The organism is Paenibacillus sp. S28 (assembly GCF_016624415.1).
Lineage (GTDB): Bacteria > Bacillota > Bacilli > Paenibacillales > Paenibacillaceae > Paenibacillus_AQ > Paenibacillus_AQ favisporus.
Window position 1 is genome coordinate 165,312 of the sequence record NZ_JACVTM010000007.1, and the last position, 15,753, is coordinate 181,064.

The window sequence follows — 15,753 nt, forward strand, 5'->3', positions numbered from 1 at the left end:
GTATTATATGCTGTTTCCGGTAATAATTTGATTTACAGTTCGTAACGCAGAAGAGATCGCACCTTCAATCCAACCGGGAAAAAGACTTGTATTATCGCCAGCAAAGTAAATTCTACCTTCTTCGGCAGTCAGTGTTGGGAGCATTCGAATCATCTGTTTCGGCTTATACCAAGCATACGCACCTCGAGAGTAAGGATGATGATCCCAAGAAAAGACCGTCCCACCTTCATAATTATAAGACAATTCAGGAAGCACCTGTTTGATTTCTGATACAGCTGAGTTAAAATTACCAGCTCTAGATAATTCTCGCGCTGATTCACCGGAGGAGTACGAACAAATTAACCCCCTCCTTGATGTCGTTTGCGAGAATGTAGCATCAAGCAACCATCCAATTTTCAGATCCGTATTTACTGTAGTAAAGGAACTTAGGTTGTTCCAGAATCTAGTTCTGCTTTGTATGACGGTACGCGTAACGGAAGTTGAAAGTTGATTTTGAATGACATCATTTTTTTCTTTTCTAAGGGAAGGAGAAAAATGAATTGTACGCAAGACTGTAGAGGGAATGGCTACAATGACCCGATCACAGCTGATCGTGAAAACTTCGCCGGAATGATTAAATCGGATTGTTACTTCTTTATTACTATGTTCAATATGCGTCACAGCACATCCATAACTGATATTTGAGCCAATGGTAAGGGCAAGCTTTTTCGGTAGTTGATCCATTCCACCTACTATCGTTTTTGAGCTTCTTTCGGAACCGGCCATTTTTAAATCAAGCAGACGCTGTAATGCAGATACTTTGCGAATACCATCTCCTAACATCTGCATATATCCCATTTCAAACAGCTTAATCGCACCCGAAGATGCTCCTTGACCTCTAAGATATTCTTCCATTGTCATTGAATCGAGCTGTATCGCTTGTTTTGTGGGCCAGCCAGGCAAAAAAGGATTACCCGTCGCATTAAGCCCCGGCGTGAGATACTTTTCCAACATTCCCGCATAACCTAAAATTCTTTCCTCGGCTGTAAGTGGAACAGGCCATAATGCAGGTTCAGCAGGAGAATCTATGATTAATCTCCCGCCGATATATGACAAACTTCTATTGGGGACAGGTAAATTTATCAATTGAACCCCGGCTTGCTGGGCATAACTCAATGTGAGAAAATGATGCTCGCCAATGAATGCAGCCCCGAGCTCACAAAACAATCCGTCGGCAAAATGATCCCGCATCGTGTATATGCGACCACCCGGTTGGCTATTGGCCTCTAATAAACGCACGTTATATCCTTGTTTCATAAGCTCCAAAGTACATACCAAACCCGCCATCCCTGCCCCAATAACTACAATCCGCTCAGGAAAACGACCTGTTACCATACAACCCGATTCCTCCAAATATTACTTTATAGACATTATGTGTGTTTGTAATCCAATTGGTTCCTAGGCACTTCAATAAAAAAGGAACAGTGCCGGCTCATGGCATTCTGCTCCCTTATTTTGAACTATGATTTCCCGAGCGCAGTAAATGGGAAAATTCGTACCCAGGTGCGCTGGTGTTTTGGGCTGTCCGTAAGTGTCTGTACGTTACTGTATTGGTCACCTTGAATGGCATGGTAGCCGCGCCGCTGCAATTCTTTGCAGACCGAAGTTTTGCCGGTGCCGGAACCCCCTTCAATCAGATAATTCCTAATGCCCATGGCTAGACCCTCCATCCAAATGGATAAGCACAATTTAGTTCAGCCTCTATACCTTTCACTTATTTCGTTAATATCTCCCTTTACTTCTTATTCGTTCGGAATTAATTCATACAAGTCACGAACATCACAGCCGATGGAATCTGCGATCGATATGGCCATTTTGAGTGGCATCACTCTTTTGTTTTCAATAAAGTCATAAACCCGTTCCGGTTTAAAAAGCAAGTCTTTTGCCAGCCATTCTGCTGACTTTCCGGATTCCACCAATCGTTCATTCAGCAAGCAACGTCCAAGTTCAAATTTCAATTAGCGATGACCTCCCGCGTAAGAAAATAGTTATTTAACCTTAAGCGTTGTCCATTGCCAGCAAGAGTATACTTTATAATGGAGGTCATAACGATAAGATTCCACATGCGTATGCCCAATAGGTCGAGTTCCATCGCTGGGCTATCGTCCGTTAGTTTAATCTGCAAAGCAGTGCTATTTTATTCAAAAAACCATTTTATTTCTGTTGAGCCGATATCTTTTTCAGCTATCACGGGTGCTTTTTGAGCATCCCCTAACTTTTCAATGCGCAATTGATATGGTTTAAGCATCTCTTCCCAATTGTTGGGAGGCGACAAATTTGAAGCCGCATGGCTGAGATAATCAGTAATAATTTGTTTTAATTGGTCATTGCTTATTTGACCCGGATCATATTCAATTCCAACTTTGTATCGTTTCACTTTGAGGTCGGCAGCGAACCCCGTTAAAAGTATGCCAGGTTGTTTATCAATTTGTTTTATACTTTTGGACAAACTTTGTCCGACTTCAGGAAAAGTATCCTTATTGCTTTCCCCTTGGCAGCCCGCAATAATGGTAACGGACGCAATCAGAACCAATATTATTAAAAGATGTAAAGTACGCAGCAAATTTAACCTCACCTCTGTGCTTATGGATGATATTTTTACCACCCCTGTTTTCAAATTTCTCTCCATCTCGCTGACTATAAATAATCTGTACCCAACCCACGTAACCTTCCGGAATTAATATCACAGTTGGTGTTCTTATACTGCAAGCATTTGCGGTCATGGCAATTGTCAGCAATGCTGCAATCAGGGACACCGTTTTCTAGATAACTCGTGCCTCCATTTCTCAAACCCCTCTTTATCTTTCCAACCCAAAGAAAGTTCTGCTAAGCCCTATCAACGTTATAAGCGTCGACCTTGTATTTGTAATTCATATCAATTAAGGCTAACCAATTCTTCATTTTTACTCTGAGACAAGTTCCCGGATTCCCCGGATGATCTGCTCCCGTGCCTTAAGCTTGTCCTTGAGCCGGCCAATTTCGGCCTCTGCATCTTCTGACCTGCCTGTTCCTTTGAACTCAAATCCGGTAATAATCCAATCGGTGGACACCTTGTACAGGTCGGCCAGCCTGGACAGCGATACCAGATCCGGTTCGGTCTTTGCGGTTTCATACGCGCTCAAGGTTTTATTGTTGATTTGCGTCAAACGAAATACTTCCATTTGCGTTAGTTTACGGTTAATACGGGCGTTGCGCAAACGTACGGCGATATCCTCCAATTGTGTCTTTGCCATGCATCGGCCACTCCTCCATAGAAATTCTATAGACTGTATCGTCTAAAGATAGAACGCACGAAAATCGAAAAAGTCCCATGGCAGGTTGCCCTTTTATGAAATTAGTCTCGGCCCTGATTTTTCTTGCTCGGCTTACCCTACTTTAACCAATAATCGGCAGCCGTTTATTCGATAATAAATCCTCAATAAGCATCTTATGTTCAGTGAATATATTCTCTGGTAATTCCTTAAGAGAATAAAATTTATTTTGAAGCGACTCCTCGTTACTTTCAACTAACTTACCACTATACTGATCACAAACAAATGATATAAGGACTAGTGAGACTTGGTCGCCATTAGAAAACGTTTTGTCATACTGAGGCCCAGAATAGATCCCGAATAACTTAAGTTCTTCTAATATAAGCCCCGTCTCTTCGTAAATTTCTCTTCTTGCTGTATCTTCTACGCTCTCTCCTAAATCCATAAACCCGCCTGGAAAACCCCATTGACCATTATCTGAACGTTTCTGCATCAGGACTCGGTTTTCTTTGTCAAAAACAAATGCACCAGCTACAACCATAATGACCTTCTCGTTCCCCACCATTGACCTTAAATGTTGTATGTAATCCATCTACACCCTCCACTCTACTAGCCAATCATAACAATAGTCTATGTTTAATGGATTAGGCGTGGAATGGATTTTTGTAACTCGTGCATGGATATATAGTTCTTGTCGTCTTACATTACTTTATTCTAATAACTACTTTTCCCTTAGCCCTTCCGCTTTCTAGGTAATGAAATGCTTGCTCGGCATCTTTCAAAAGATACACCTTATCAATAATCGGCTTAATGAGTCCGCCTTCAATATACCCCTTTATAACCTTTAATTGTTCTCCGCTCGGTTTCATAAAAAGGAAGTGATAGGTCGTTTGGCTCTTTTTCTCATGGGCTTTGATCTTACGGCTCGCGATAGACAAAATGGTTGTTTTCACCCAACCCAATTTCGCTTCTCTTCCAAATCTGGCGTTCGGCATGCCGGAAATGGATACAATTTGTCCGCCTGGTTTCAGTATGCGGAATGATTTGTCCAAAGCTTCTCCACCCAAAGTATCCAAAACAGCGTCATATCCGTTAAGGATTTCTTCAAAATTCTCTTTTTTATAATTAATAATTAGATCAGCCCCCAACGATTTGACCAACTCATAGCCTTTTTCACTTGCAGTTGTAGCAACAAATGCACCCATCAGCTTGGCCAGTTGGATGGCGAAGGTTCCTACGCCTCCCGAACCTGCGTGAATCAAGATTTTTTGGCCTTTTTTAAGATTTAAAATATCAACAAATGCTTGGTAAGTCGTAAGTCCAATCAGCGGTATCGATGCTGCCTCTTCAAAGGTCAGATTCTCCGGTTTCAGCCAAATATCTTCCTCATGAACAGCAATAAACTCAGCTAATGTTCCGATCCGGTTCTTGCGTGGTCTTCCATAAACTTCATCTCCAGGTTTAAACGTATTGACCCGGCTGCCAACCTTGACTACAACTCCTGAGAAATCATTCCCCAAAATTAGAGGAAACTTGTAATTCAATAATATTTTCATTTTCCCTTCCTTAATTTTATAGTCAATAGGATTTAAGCTGGCTGCATGAATTTCCACCAGTACATCATGTTCTCCGATATTCGGCATAGGTTGTTCTGTCATGACTAATGGAACATTTTTTCCGTACTTGTTAATGATCATAGCTTTCATTTCTTATCACTCCTAATAATATGATTATTGGTTTAAACAATTAAACCAAATGTCGAATAAAATCTCCCTAGAACTTAAGTCTTTTGGTTAATCACTGAGACCATCGCATTCGTCTTCAACGGCAGTAATTAATGACTTGAGTTGTTCAAGTGGTTTACGGACAGTCAACACATAGTAGTTTTCTACGCCTTTTTTTTCGGATTTAATAAAACCAGACTGTTTCAATACCTTTAAATGATGGGATACAGCCGGTCTGGACAAATTGATATGTCCTGCTATTGTATTCACATTAAGTCCCGATTTGTTCTGTGCTAACAGCATAATAATAGCTTGACGGTTTACATCGGTCAGCACCTCCAATAGAGGGATACAATCTTTAAATTGTTGTAGAATATCCTCCGTTTGCTGGCTCATGCCATTCACCTCTTAAGTTCATTGGTTTAATCTATTAAACATAATTATAGAGCTTTTAATAACAAAATCAAGCGAATGCAAAACCACACCTATAATTTGTGCCTTCGTGATAAGGTTCATCTGAATGAGTTACCTATCCGATTTCAATTTAATTTGATGGCCTCCTCTTCATATGTCTTGAAAGGGAGGCCTTTATGTCATTATCTTTCGGTGGATGTGGGACTGCATCCGCAAAATCCTCATGCCCCGTCCATGCCATGGTTACAATAAGAGCCCTCTCGCCCGGCCCAAAATCCCATCGGATGCATAGACTGATTTATCCAATGTGAGTAAGGAGGAAAAGGCTTTTGATGAACAAGAAAAATAAGGGCCGATCAAAAACGGTCTCACCCCGGCCCAAATTCCGCAAAAAACCAGTGCATATCAATGCATCTGAAAACGAGCTTGAGTGGTTGGCCAAAATCAATCCCGCCCGAGATCCCAAACAGGTCCAGTTAGTTGTAGAACTCCCGAATGAGGTATATGAATACTTACAGGAGAATGAAGTGGAATGGGATCGTGCCATTCAAAATGGTTTGCGTAATGCAATGGAACCCGCGATAAACCCAGATTCGATCAAGGAAATAAAGTACCGAATTCAAGTAGTTACATCCGCCGACAGCAGCCAAAGTTAAACGGCTTTAGGATCTGTTTCAGACGCAGGATCTGCCATGGTTTATGTGGGTGTAGCACCAGTTGTTATATTAAGCGCGTGACATCTTCGTCAACCGAAAGTTGTACGATCCTGCCTATTAACATTGCGACGGCAGCCGATGATTTTGGCCGGATGCCGTCGTATTGCTCCCCGTTAACTTGACGTCGTTACCTATTGACCAGCACCTTGCTGGTTCAAAGATCCGAAAATCAATGAAAAACCGGATTTCAAGCGGGTACTTCTAGGGATCGCCGACGGTCTCTGGATCACCAAGCTCCGAACCTCCGCGGCTATTTTACTTTATTTAATAAGTTTGTTACCATTCTGCTCAATGTCCCTTGATCGATAAAAGGAGCAAGACTCGCCAGCAGATCCGGGCTAAGATGTTCAACTTCAACTCCAGCAATCAACTTTTCGAGATTTTCCCTGCCCAGAAAAGGGGCGAGGCTAATGATCCGGTTTGCATCGATGGTGCCGTCTACAACCCGATCTGCCAAACGACCTAACGTCTCTCTGCTGATGAAGGGTGCGAGTTCATTCACGACATTCCAGCTCACGCTGCCTTCTTCAGCTTCTAGTATCAACCGATCCACCTGCTCCCTACCCAGAAAAGGGGCGAGGCTTACGATCCGGTTCGCATCGATGGTGCCGTCTACAACCCGGTCTACCAAACGATTTAATGTCTCTTTGCTGATAAAAGGTGCCAGCTCTTGGACCAAATGCCAACTCAAGCCACCCTCTTCGACATGCTGTACCAACCGATCTACTTGTTCTCTTCCAAGAAACGGAGCAATTTCAACCAGACGATGCACTTCTAAGGAGCCGTCAATCGATTTATCCACCAGTCGGTTTAATGTGTCACTGCTAACGAATGGAGCAAGTCCGGTAATAGCGTCCCACAGAATTTCGCTTCCTTCTACTTGACGAACCAGTTCATCTAATGTATCTGTTCCGAGGAACGGCGCCAGACTCAAGATCACGTCTACCTTAAGGACGCTGCTGTCTAATCGTTCAGTCACCTTATGCAAAGCGCTTGCTTTTACAAACGGCGCTACTTCTACAAGCTCTTCGAGTTCCACCTCACCGGCATTAACTCTCTCTGCAACTTGTTCCGGCTTGTTCTCAGCGATCTCCTCCACGATCGTTCCTAGGTGCAGGTGCTCCCGAACTTCTGTGTGATCTCCTGCATTTAGAATGTCGTCTACCGTTTTGCCGAATAATCTAGCCAACTGCGGAAGCGTTCCGATATCCGGTAACGAGTCGCCCCGTTCCCATTTCGATACCGCTTGATGGCTTACATTCAGTTGATCGGCTAGTTCCAATTGTGTCAGGTCCCGGTCTTTGCGAAGCTTCGAAATATAAGCTCCAATTTTACGTAAGTCGAGCATCGTATACCTACCTCCAATTAAACAAAATGTACAGTGCGCACTGTCGAAAACAGCATAACATTTCCAAAAACGTCATCCTATCAAGCGTTGGTTGAATCGGCACAACCGCTTTATTCAACTGCCGGTAGAATGCTCTATAAAGTAAATTGTTTTACTCTAAAAGGCAATATCTTTTGGCGGAAAATCATTTCATTTCGCCAACATATAATTCAGCAAGTTAAGGCAGCCGACCTCCTGCCGACTAAGGAAAACGCTCCTATTACTGATCAGTTAATTCTGAACCCCCGGCTTAGTTATGTGTTTATTGGCTGCCCTGCTCAGCTTCCTCCTCTACATCCGCGAACCAGAACGTATCGCTGGTTTCATTATCGCACCCGGTTAGCTTGTAATGAGACCCGTACTCTTTATTCTTCTCGAGTTCAATACCACGGCACACCGTGCTTGGACGACCTGCATCGCTGCCAAACCCGTCCCTCGAATTGTCATACGTATACACAATTGCCTCGGCCCCATCATAGACCAGTTCATAGAAGATTGGGTCGCCTTCATCCGTGTACTGCGTAATTCGCACCTGATTCGGCACACCCATGTCGAGATTCCCCAGAAACAGCTTCCACTTGTCGAGATTGTACATCTTCCCGTGAACGTTCACGATATCACCATTCGCCGCTGCTTTGTCAGCATCATAAGGGTCAGACACAGCGGGGAACGCTTTCGGCTTCGGTGGCAGTGAAATCGTCTCCCCTTGTGCAGGAGCAGTGGAAGGATTGGTCGTATTGGTGATAGATCTGCCCGACTTCTCACTGCAGCCCGATAGCAAAACCAATCCAGCTGCTAATATTAACACCCATTTGATCATGAACCATCACCTCACATTTAACAACGCTATAGCGAGCATGAATGTTTCAATTGCATAAGCGAGCACTAGACTATTCTTCTATTTGTTGAATTAAAATGTTCCGTATACTATGACCTCCATATATTTAGTAAGGTTTCCCAACACCTTGATGTTCTTACACATACACGCTATTACATAGCTTCATGCCTGGAGCCAGTTTTACTTTGTATCCCCGTCCGCGTTGATAAAACTCAATTTCCAAGTATAGCCAATTAGGGATTTTTCTATTAAAATTGTCCTGGGGTGATATTATGGCGAAATTAAACCGTACTGAAAGCAATTTCAAAAGCCAGATGTGGAAGGCACAAAAAGATATTCGTAAGAAACACGGAGAGAAATTTAACATTTACATTGAGGGTAGAGAACTTGTGAGGGCTGAGTATGATTAAGAGAATAAAGCTTCGCGCGCTGCTCCTAGGTGGATTTATCACCCTTCTTTTTGTTGTTCTGTTGATTCGGGTATTTACGCTGCAGATTGTTAATGGACAAGACTGGCATGATCGGGCGGTATTCCAGTGGACGAAAAAGGTCCCGATTCCAGCAACCCGCGGCATGATCACGGACAGGAACGGCGATGTGCTGGCTTCCGACATTCCGGCCTATACCGTTATCGTCAATCCGGCCGTCATCCACGAGAACGGATTGGAGAACGAAATTATCGAAGGACTGCACAACATTTTGGGCAAGGATGAACTAGAGCTTAAAGCACTTGTAACAGCCAAAGACCGAAAAGGGAAATACCATGTAAACCGTGAAGTCCGGAATGAAGGGTGGAAAATTGACGAAGCGAAAAAGGCTCGGATCGATGATTTCAACAAAGAACTAAAGACCCAGCTTAAGAAGGAAAAAAAAGTGATGGAGACTGGGCTAGGCTTGCTTAAGGAACAGAAGCGGTATTATCCAAAGGGGACGCTTGCGGCTCATATTTTGGGTTATACTGACCGGAACGATGAGGCTGTCGCCGGTCTTGAGGCATACATAGATGATTACCTCAAAGGTACACCCGGAGAAATGAAATACGAAAGCGACCGGCAAGGAGACCAGCTTCCCCAAGCAAATATGGTGTACAAGCCGGCTGTTAATGGTAAAAATGTAAGGCTGACGATCGACGATACGATCCAGTATTATATCGAAGACGCGATGAAAGAAACGTATGAGCAGTACAAGCCGATCAGCATGACGGTCATTGCGGCCAATCCGAAGACAATGGAAATTCTCGGGATGGCGAACCTGCCGACGTTCAACCCGAATACGTATTGGGATCCCGCGACGGATCAGAAGGACTTTTTCAACTATGCCGTGAAGGCTACGTACGAGCCGGGCTCCACGTTCAAGATCGTAACGCTCGCCGGTGCGGTACAGGAGAAACTATTTAACCCGAACGCCCTCTACAAGTCCGGACAAATCTACGTCAAAGGGACTCATACGCCCCTTCATGACATTGTCCGCTCGGGATGGGGGCAGATCACGTACCTGGAAGGCGTGAAGCGCTCCAGTAACGTTGCGTTTGTCAAGCTGGGCTCGGAAATGCTTGGGAAAGACCGGCTGCTGAAATATATCAACGACTTCGGTTTCGGCCAGAAGACAGACATTGAGCTTCCCGGCGAAATATCCAAGACGATCAACCTTCCGGGTCCGGTCGAAGTGGCAACTGCTTCTTACGGCCACGGCGTGTCCGTGACGCCGATTCAGCAGCTGGCGGCGATCAGTGCGGTGGCAAACGGTGGAAAGCTTTTAAAACCTCATATTTTAAAAGAAATCACAGATCCGGATAATGGTAAAGTCATCAAATCTACCAATACCGACGTCGTCCGGCAGGTCATTACCCCGGAAGCCGCCAAGGAAACGAGCAGCTATCTGGAGCAAGTTGTGGCAGACCGGTTGATCGGTACAGGAAAAAGCGCATATATCGAAGGTTACCGCGTTGCTGGTAAAACAGGTACCGCAGTTAAATACGGCCCGGACAAAAAACCGGATTATTCTAAATCCGTCGTTTCCTTTATCGGTTTTGCGCCGGTGAACGATCCGAAAATCGCCCTTATTGTCATTGTAGACCAGCCGAATGATCCGGATGTCGGTGGGGGCAAAGTGGCTGCACCTATCTTTAAAAAAATCGTGTCTCAAGCACTGCCGTATATGGGTGTGCCGAAGTCAAACACCAAAAAAACGTCCGATGGCAAAACGACGGTGGAACGTCCTGCGGCTCCGACGCTGACGAAGCTGGCGGTGAAGGACGCCAAACAAAAGCTGCTGAACGCCGGTGTCGATTTTGAGTCCATTGGCAAGGGTGCCTCGGTCATCCGGCAGTTCCCGGCAGCGGGAACGCCGATGAGTCCGGGTCAGCGCATCTATCTGCTCACGGAGGAGACCGATAAAATGACGGTGCCGGACCTAAAAGGCGAATCGCTGCGCGATGCGCTGGATATTTTGACCTTGCTGAAATGCTCGGTTACCGTCCAAGGGGAAGGATACGTCAGTGAGCAGCTCGTCACGGACAAGAATGGGAAGCGTTCCGTCCAGCTGACGCTGAAGCCAGTCAAGGATGAAGAGGCATCGCAGGATGCTTCATCCTCCTCCACCGAGGGTGGTTCCATTTCGGAAGATACGTCAGCGGACGATTTGACCGCCGGCAAGTCCAGTAAAGAAGCTGGCGATAACTGATAGGCGGCACAGATTACTCGACCTTTATGCGATTATTTATAAAAGTGAAAAATAAACTACCCCCGCTTCTTTACATAGAAACGGGGTTTTTTAGCGTATAAGAAAGCTACTCATGCTTCTTGCCAATCTCGTTTACTTCTCGACAACCGGAATCCACATTTCCCCATATACAAAGCCGTCTCGCTGCCCCATCTAAACCGTTGCATTGGGTCCGCCAACATAAGCATAATGTTCGGCTGCTGGCAGGACTTGACCAAAGGCAATCCCAGTAAGCGTATTACTCAACTCATCAGCCGACTTCCCTTCGCCTTTAACTACGAGGTATTGTCCCTTTGGGAATTGGATCACTCTGTGTTCTTCCGGGATCGACGAATCTGTTATGACGCCAGCATAATATATCATCTTGTGATTTACCGCTTCGTTTACCGCAAAAATATAGTCGTTCGCAGCAATAGCCTTTAATGTTTCAAGTCTTCCATCCTGTTCCACGGACCGCCAAAAGTTCTCCTTCTCCTTGTTCATGCCGGCATAATCCGTGTAATCGCTCTTCAGCTCCGTTCCAATACCAAGAACGCTAAAGCTGTCTTTTTCCTCAAAGGTATACGTTGCCATCATTCCAGCTCCTTTTTTTGAATGGATCAATTCATTGGTTTAATCACTTGATAGGCTTATCATAACCATAAATCATATCAAAACATGATACTGTTTAGAGGGCAACAATTGTCCTCTCCGCGGCTTCCCTACCTAATATTAGGCAGGGGAAGTCTATCGGATCACGAATGAGGTGGCGTCATGTCACGCCTTAATTAGAGTCTGCGGCTTTTCGGACGCAGCGCCCAGGAGGCTATGCCAAGTGCGGCATAGAAAAGCGGAAGAATTACATTGAATCCACCAACCCCGTAATCATGAGCGAACACATGAGATAAGGTGGCGCCCGTCATTAGAAAAAAGATACCGCTATAAGCCCATTCCTTAAGACGGGGGAAACCTGGCATGACGATCGCAAGGATTCCAAGCAATTTCCAAGTCCCGAGAATGTAAGTAATATATAACGGGTAACCAATATTAGTCACTAAATCAACATTGCCACCCAATCGCATCAATTGCCCGATCCCGCTTAATGCAATAGAGAATGCGAGAATGATGGTGACGGTCCAATAAGCGGTCGTCTTTCCGATCCGACGGGATTCAACCTTCGTTATTTTTTCATGACTGGTAATCGTATTCATTTTCATTCCTCCTAAGGTTTTGTTTTGTTTTATTTACTTCTTCACAACCGGGATCCACATTTCCCCATATACAAGGTTATCACGCTGCCCCATCTCGACCGTTGCATTGGGCCCGCCGACATAGGCGAAGTTTTCGGCTTCGGGTAAGATTTGACCAAAGGCAATGCCGGTAAGCGTACGACTTAAATCATCTGCCGTCTTCCCTTCGCCTTTAATGACGAGGTATGGTCCTTTAGGGAATTGGATCTCTCTGTGTTCTTCCGATAACGATGCTTCTGTCATGACGCCGACATAATACATCCTCTTGCCGTTTACCAGTTCGTTTACGGCGAAGATGTAGTCATTCGCAGCGACAGCCTTTAATGCATCAAGCCTTCCATCCTGCTCCACGGTCCGCCAGAAGTTTTCCTTTTCCTTGTTCATGCCCGCATAGTCCGTGTACTCGCTCTTCAGTTCCGTTCCAATCCCTACAACGATTAAGCTATCTTTCTCCTCAAGAGTAAATGCTGCCATCATCCCAGCTCCTTTTTTTGATTTGATCAATTCATTTGTTTTTCTTGATGGGTTAATCATAACGATGAATCATGTCAAAATATGATACTGTTTAGAGAGACCGATACGACACCCACAATTCTGACCTGCTTGACCAAACAAATCTGCCTTCTTACAGCGCTCTCCATTGGCTTTAAGCGCTACATCATCAGCTTCTTTTCTATGTTCCCAGACTATTGACGGGATATGGTCCGATATCTATAGTGTATTTATGTACGAAGTACACAAACTTAACGGGAGAATCTCTAAATGTCCACTAAGAAGAGATGGGTTATCACGGTTGTTGTCGTGGCAGCCATTGCCGTCGTTGTTGGAACTGGCCTTTTTGTCAAACACTTCATAGATGCTTTAGTGACTGACCCGGAGGATCGTAAACAAGCCGAGAATCTAACTCCTGCACCGACTCCGAAACCTGGGCAAACCCGAACCAACCTTGGGAACCTTCGCACGGATGACAATGACCAAGTTGATCTAGTGCTGAAAGACGCTTTAAAGCCCGAGATTGTTGTTGCAGAGAGTGACGTCGTCAATATCATGCACCATATGACCCATCAAAAGGTAAAGGCCAAGGAAAAGTGGGTCTCAATCGAAATGACGCCGGAACGGGTGCAGCTGCTGGAACAGATCATTCAAGTCAAGGGGACGAGTTGGATCAATTACGCAAGGATGCTCGATATTGCGAAGAAATGGGAGACCGGTGACTTTTCTACCGTCGATGAGGATCACAACTTTTTTTGGATGATCGAAAATGGGTCGATCGGGAAAGCGAGAGGCGTTCTTACGGAGAAAGAGGAACAGGAATTCATCAAGAATACGTTTCATAAACAATAAGAAGCCCTCAGCGGCTTCTTTTTTTTGCCAATAAAAAAAGGCCGTCTCCTGCGAGGCAGCCCCTTCTCGCTATTGATCTATCCAGTCGTGTGTTGAACCAAAAGCATCACCGCACAGTCCAGCCGTCCTTCCGGCATGCGGCTATGCCGCAACAGGGCATTCACGTTTGGGCGCTGGGCGCGTATCCTATCGGGAAAGGATTTTGATTTACGGAGGCATTGACAGTGGGATACTATGTGACAGTTGAGCCGGGGGTACAACTCTATGTGGAGGATATCAACCCGGCAGGAAGCAAAACAATCGTGTTTCTTCATGGCTGGCCGCTTAATCATGACCAGTTCGAATATCAGTTCAACGTGCTGCCGGGCATGGGTTACCGCTGCATCGGCATCGACTGGCGTGGCTTCGGAAAGTCGGACCGACCCTACGGTGGATATCATTTAGAACGGCTTGCGGACGATATTCGCGCCGTCGTTGATGCGCTGCAATTGAAAGACTTCGTGCTCGCCGGGCATTCGACCGGTGGAGCGATCGCGATCAAATACGTCGTGCGGCACAATGGCGGCGGCGTATCCAAACTCGTATTGATCGACGCGGCGACGCCGCGCGGCTTCACCAAAGAGACGGCAGCGCAGCTGCTGAAGCAGTCGTTGAACGACCGGGCAAACATGATGCGCGGCGTGACCGACATTTTTTTCTTCCGGTACATCAGCAAGCCATTCGCGGACTGGTTTATTCAGATGGGCATGCAGGCTGCCGGGTGGTCGACGGCCGCGATCATCGTCATGCTGCGGGACTTTGATTTAACCGCCGACCTGTCACACATTCAGGTTCCAACGCTGATCGTACATGGCATTCACGACCAGGTCATTCCATTCAGCCAGGCGGAGGAGATGCAACGGTTAATCCCTCATTCGCAGCTCGTGCCGTTCATGTACAGCGGCCACGGCTCGTTCTACGACGAACGCGACAAGTTTAATGAGGTCATGCAGGAGTTCGTCGGGAATGCACGGCAGGCTCCGCTGCAGGTACCGCAATAGCAACACGATAGGCAAATTGAAAAAACGACAGCCTTTATGCCGGTTGTCGTTTTTTCGGGTTTTTATTGAACTATCGTTTCCCGTTAGTTCAAACATGTCTTCACTCTTGGTTAGATTGAGGTATACAACCATCGCACAATCTGCTAAACCATAAACATATCTACTATTTGTTTCGTGAATGCAGCATAAGGTTTAACCAGATCCGGCCTGCAATTAATAGCCACCGGAAGAATAAAACCAGACTGTTTCAGCACCTTCAGATGATGCAAGATAGCCGGCCTCGATAAATTGATATGGGACAGACAGTTTACGTTGAAGGATATCATATACTTTAGATAACGTTGGGAAAGCCTAGCCTTATTCTATTTCAGTTTCAATAGGCAGAAAGGATATTGCAACTAATTCTGGAAAATAAACGGTGAATAGACTAAAGGAGTGATTCGAATAAAACTGAGATTCATTCTACTAATATTTGTGATGCTATTTACTTTGACAGGCTGTTTCAATAAACCCGCAGTCCATCCTAAGGAAACAGTTAAGAAAGGGAATGACCCATCTGAAAATATTGAATGGTATGTAATAAAAAGAGAGCCGCAAAGAGTTCTTGTGGTCAATCCTATACCAGAAGATTTGGGTTCAAGTGGGAATCGAGAATTTTACGATGCTGTATGGGTTTCGAATTTCCCTGATGATGCACAAGTTGGTCAAAAAGTTAAGATTCTATTTAAAGGAGAAATAGCAACATCTTATCCTGGTCTATCGGGAGCTAAAAAGGTAACTGTATTGCCGAGCATAAAACCAGACAAGGCTATATTGTCTGAAGAGCAGGTCCTACGTGAAGCTATCGATAGCAAGGAAGCCGCAGAAATCAAAATATTTGTTCCAGCAGCTATAAAGTTCGATGATAAATCACATCTATGGACAGTCCGATTCAAAGATGGAGCTTTAACAGATACACAAAAAGAAGAAAAAGGTCTCCAAATACCAGATAAATAAAAAGCTTGGTCAAATGACCAAGCTTTTTTGTTCATTGCTGACAAATGCACTTCC

Annotated in this window: 18 protein-coding genes and 1 pseudogene; 5 read left to right on the forward strand and 14 right to left on the reverse strand. The window is 45.0% G+C overall.

Annotated features, from left to right (window positions below; genetic code table 11):
* Positions 1-3: 3 nt before the first annotated feature.
* The 8 genes and pseudogenes from IAE55_RS18485 to IAE55_RS18515 form a co-directional block, all read right to left on the reverse strand.
* Entirely contained in the window at positions 4-1,374 is a 1,371-nt protein-coding gene (locus IAE55_RS18485; RefSeq protein ID WP_200633489.1) for a flavin monoamine oxidase family protein, read from the reverse strand.
* A gap of 407 nt (positions 1,375-1,781) precedes the next feature.
* Complete coding sequence (locus tag IAE55_RS18490) at positions 1,782-1,997, reverse strand: transcriptional regulator (RefSeq protein ID WP_105442751.1); 216 nt, start codon at positions 1,995-1,997, stop codon at positions 1,782-1,784.
* A gap of 179 nt (positions 1,998-2,176) precedes the next feature.
* Positions 2,177-2,656 carry a hypothetical protein gene (locus IAE55_RS18495; RefSeq protein WP_145163756.1) on the reverse strand — a complete coding sequence of 160 codons (480 nt, stop codon included), beginning with the start codon at positions 2,654-2,656 and terminating at the stop codon, positions 2,177-2,179.
* 16 nt (positions 2,657-2,672) lie between these two features.
* Positions 2,673-2,762 (reverse strand): annotated as a pseudogene (locus tag IAE55_RS34370) (hypothetical protein); the annotation flags it as partial.
* 180 nt (positions 2,763-2,942) lie between these two features.
* Positions 2,943-3,272, reverse strand: a complete 330-nt coding sequence (locus IAE55_RS18500; protein WP_105442747.1) for a helix-turn-helix domain-containing protein — start codon at positions 3,270-3,272, stop codon at positions 2,943-2,945.
* 142 nt (positions 3,273-3,414) lie between these two features.
* Positions 3,415-3,882 carry an NUDIX hydrolase gene (locus tag IAE55_RS18505; RefSeq protein ID WP_200633490.1) on the reverse strand — a complete coding sequence of 156 codons (468 nt, stop codon included), beginning with the start codon at positions 3,880-3,882 and terminating at the stop codon, positions 3,415-3,417.
* A 112-nt stretch (positions 3,883-3,994) separates the two neighbouring features.
* A complete protein-coding gene (locus tag IAE55_RS18510) occupies positions 3,995-4,996 on the reverse strand; it encodes an NADP-dependent oxidoreductase (RefSeq protein ID WP_145945552.1) in 1,002 nt (333 codons plus the stop codon).
* 87 nt (positions 4,997-5,083) lie between these two features.
* A complete protein-coding gene (locus tag IAE55_RS18515) occupies positions 5,084-5,410 on the reverse strand; it encodes an ArsR/SmtB family transcription factor (protein ID WP_105442745.1) in 327 nt (108 codons plus the stop codon).
* A gap of 350 nt (positions 5,411-5,760) precedes the next feature.
* On the opposite strand from IAE55_RS18515, the gene IAE55_RS18520 reads away from it, so the two are divergent.
* The gene (locus tag IAE55_RS18520) at positions 5,761-6,084 is read left to right on the forward strand and encodes a hypothetical protein (protein WP_200633491.1); all 324 of its coding nucleotides are present in this window, start codon (positions 5,761-5,763) and stop codon (positions 6,082-6,084) included.
* A gap of 310 nt (positions 6,085-6,394) precedes the next feature.
* Here the strand turns inward: IAE55_RS18520 and IAE55_RS18525 are convergent, their stop codons facing one another.
* Positions 6,395-7,492 carry a helix-turn-helix transcriptional regulator gene (locus tag IAE55_RS18525; RefSeq protein ID WP_200633492.1) on the reverse strand — a complete coding sequence of 366 codons (1,098 nt, stop codon included), beginning with the start codon at positions 7,490-7,492 and terminating at the stop codon, positions 6,395-6,397.
* Positions 7,493-7,793: 301 nt separating this feature from the next.
* Complete coding sequence (locus IAE55_RS18530; protein WP_105442742.1) at positions 7,794-8,351, reverse strand: DUF4362 domain-containing protein; 558 nt, start codon at positions 8,349-8,351, stop codon at positions 7,794-7,796.
* A 420-nt stretch (positions 8,352-8,771) separates the two neighbouring features.
* Here IAE55_RS18530 and IAE55_RS18535 point away from each other — a divergent pair, with 420 nt between their 5' ends.
* The gene (locus tag IAE55_RS18535; protein WP_200633493.1) at positions 8,772-11,051 is read left to right on the forward strand and encodes a penicillin-binding transpeptidase domain-containing protein; all 2,280 of its coding nucleotides are present in this window, start codon (positions 8,772-8,774) and stop codon (positions 11,049-11,051) included.
* Between the two features lie 192 nt (positions 11,052-11,243).
* On the opposite strand, the gene IAE55_RS18540 is transcribed toward IAE55_RS18535, so the two are convergent.
* The 3 genes from IAE55_RS18540 to IAE55_RS18550 all read right to left on the reverse strand — a co-directional run bounded on the left by IAE55_RS18540 (position 11,244) and on the right by IAE55_RS18550 (position 12,793).
* Entirely contained in the window at positions 11,244-11,663 is a 420-nt protein-coding gene (locus tag IAE55_RS18540; RefSeq protein WP_200633601.1) for a GyrI-like domain-containing protein, read from the reverse strand.
* Between the two features lie 194 nt (positions 11,664-11,857).
* Entirely contained in the window at positions 11,858-12,280 is a 423-nt protein-coding gene (locus IAE55_RS18545; RefSeq protein WP_200633494.1) for a DoxX family protein, read from the reverse strand.
* Positions 12,281-12,313: 33 nt separating this feature from the next.
* The gene (locus tag IAE55_RS18550) at positions 12,314-12,793 is read right to left on the reverse strand and encodes a GyrI-like domain-containing protein (RefSeq protein WP_200633602.1); all 480 of its coding nucleotides are present in this window, start codon (positions 12,791-12,793) and stop codon (positions 12,314-12,316) included.
* Positions 12,794-13,081: 288 nt separating this feature from the next.
* Between IAE55_RS18550 and IAE55_RS18555 the strand changes: the two genes are divergently transcribed.
* Complete coding sequence (locus IAE55_RS18555; RefSeq protein ID WP_200633495.1) at positions 13,082-13,663, forward strand: DUF6241 domain-containing protein; 582 nt, start codon at positions 13,082-13,084, stop codon at positions 13,661-13,663.
* Between the two features lie 224 nt (positions 13,664-13,887).
* Entirely contained in the window at positions 13,888-14,703 is an 816-nt protein-coding gene (locus IAE55_RS18560; protein ID WP_200633496.1) for an alpha/beta fold hydrolase, read from the forward strand.
* 143 nt (positions 14,704-14,846) lie between these two features.
* Here the strand turns inward: IAE55_RS18560 and IAE55_RS34375 are convergent, their stop codons facing one another.
* A complete protein-coding gene (locus IAE55_RS34375) occupies positions 14,847-15,029 on the reverse strand; it encodes an ArsR family transcriptional regulator (RefSeq protein ID WP_200633497.1) in 183 nt (60 codons plus the stop codon).
* 109 nt (positions 15,030-15,138) lie between these two features.
* Here IAE55_RS34375 and IAE55_RS18570 point away from each other — a divergent pair, with 109 nt between their 5' ends.
* Positions 15,139-15,699, forward strand: a complete 561-nt coding sequence (locus tag IAE55_RS18570; RefSeq protein WP_200633498.1) for a DUF3221 domain-containing protein — start codon at positions 15,139-15,141, stop codon at positions 15,697-15,699.
* Positions 15,700-15,753 lie beyond the last annotated feature (54 nt).

Coding starts and splice junctions, on each gene's coding strand:
- IAE55_RS18485 (WP_200633489.1), bottom strand. CDS start 1,374: ATGGTAACAGGTCGTTTTCCTGAGCGGATTGTAGTTATTGGGGCAGGG.
- IAE55_RS18500 (WP_105442747.1), bottom strand. CDS start 3,272: ATGGCAAAGACACAATTGGAGGATATCGCCGTACGTTTGCGCAACGCC.
- IAE55_RS18505 (WP_200633490.1), bottom strand. CDS start 3,882: ATGGATTACATACAACATTTAAGGTCAATGGTGGGGAACGAGAAGGTC.
- IAE55_RS18510 (WP_145945552.1), bottom strand. CDS start 4,996: ATGAAAGCTATGATCATTAACAAGTACGGAAAAAATGTTCCATTAGTC.
- IAE55_RS18515 (WP_105442745.1), bottom strand. CDS start 5,410: ATGAGCCAGCAAACGGAGGATATTCTACAACAATTTAAAGATTGTATC.
- IAE55_RS18520 (WP_200633491.1), top strand. CDS start 5,761: ATGAACAAGAAAAATAAGGGCCGATCAAAAACGGTCTCACCCCGGCCC.
- IAE55_RS18525 (WP_200633492.1), bottom strand. CDS start 7,492: ATGCTCGACTTACGTAAAATTGGAGCTTATATTTCGAAGCTTCGCAAA.
- IAE55_RS18530 (WP_105442742.1), bottom strand. CDS start 8,351: ATGATCAAATGGGTGTTAATATTAGCAGCTGGATTGGTTTTGCTATCG.
- IAE55_RS18535 (WP_200633493.1), top strand. CDS start 8,772: ATGATTAAGAGAATAAAGCTTCGCGCGCTGCTCCTAGGTGGATTTATC.
- IAE55_RS18540 (WP_200633601.1), bottom strand. CDS start 11,663: ATGGCAACGTATACCTTTGAGGAAAAAGACAGCTTTAGCGTTCTTGGT.
- IAE55_RS18545 (WP_200633494.1), bottom strand. CDS start 12,280: ATGAATACGATTACCAGTCATGAAAAAATAACGAAGGTTGAATCCCGT.
- IAE55_RS18550 (WP_200633602.1), bottom strand. CDS start 12,793: ATGGCAGCATTTACTCTTGAGGAGAAAGATAGCTTAATCGTTGTAGGG.
- IAE55_RS18555 (WP_200633495.1), top strand. CDS start 13,082: ATGTCCACTAAGAAGAGATGGGTTATCACGGTTGTTGTCGTGGCAGCC.
- IAE55_RS34375 (WP_200633497.1), bottom strand. CDS start 15,029: ATGATATCCTTCAACGTAAACTGTCTGTCCCATATCAATTTATCGAGG.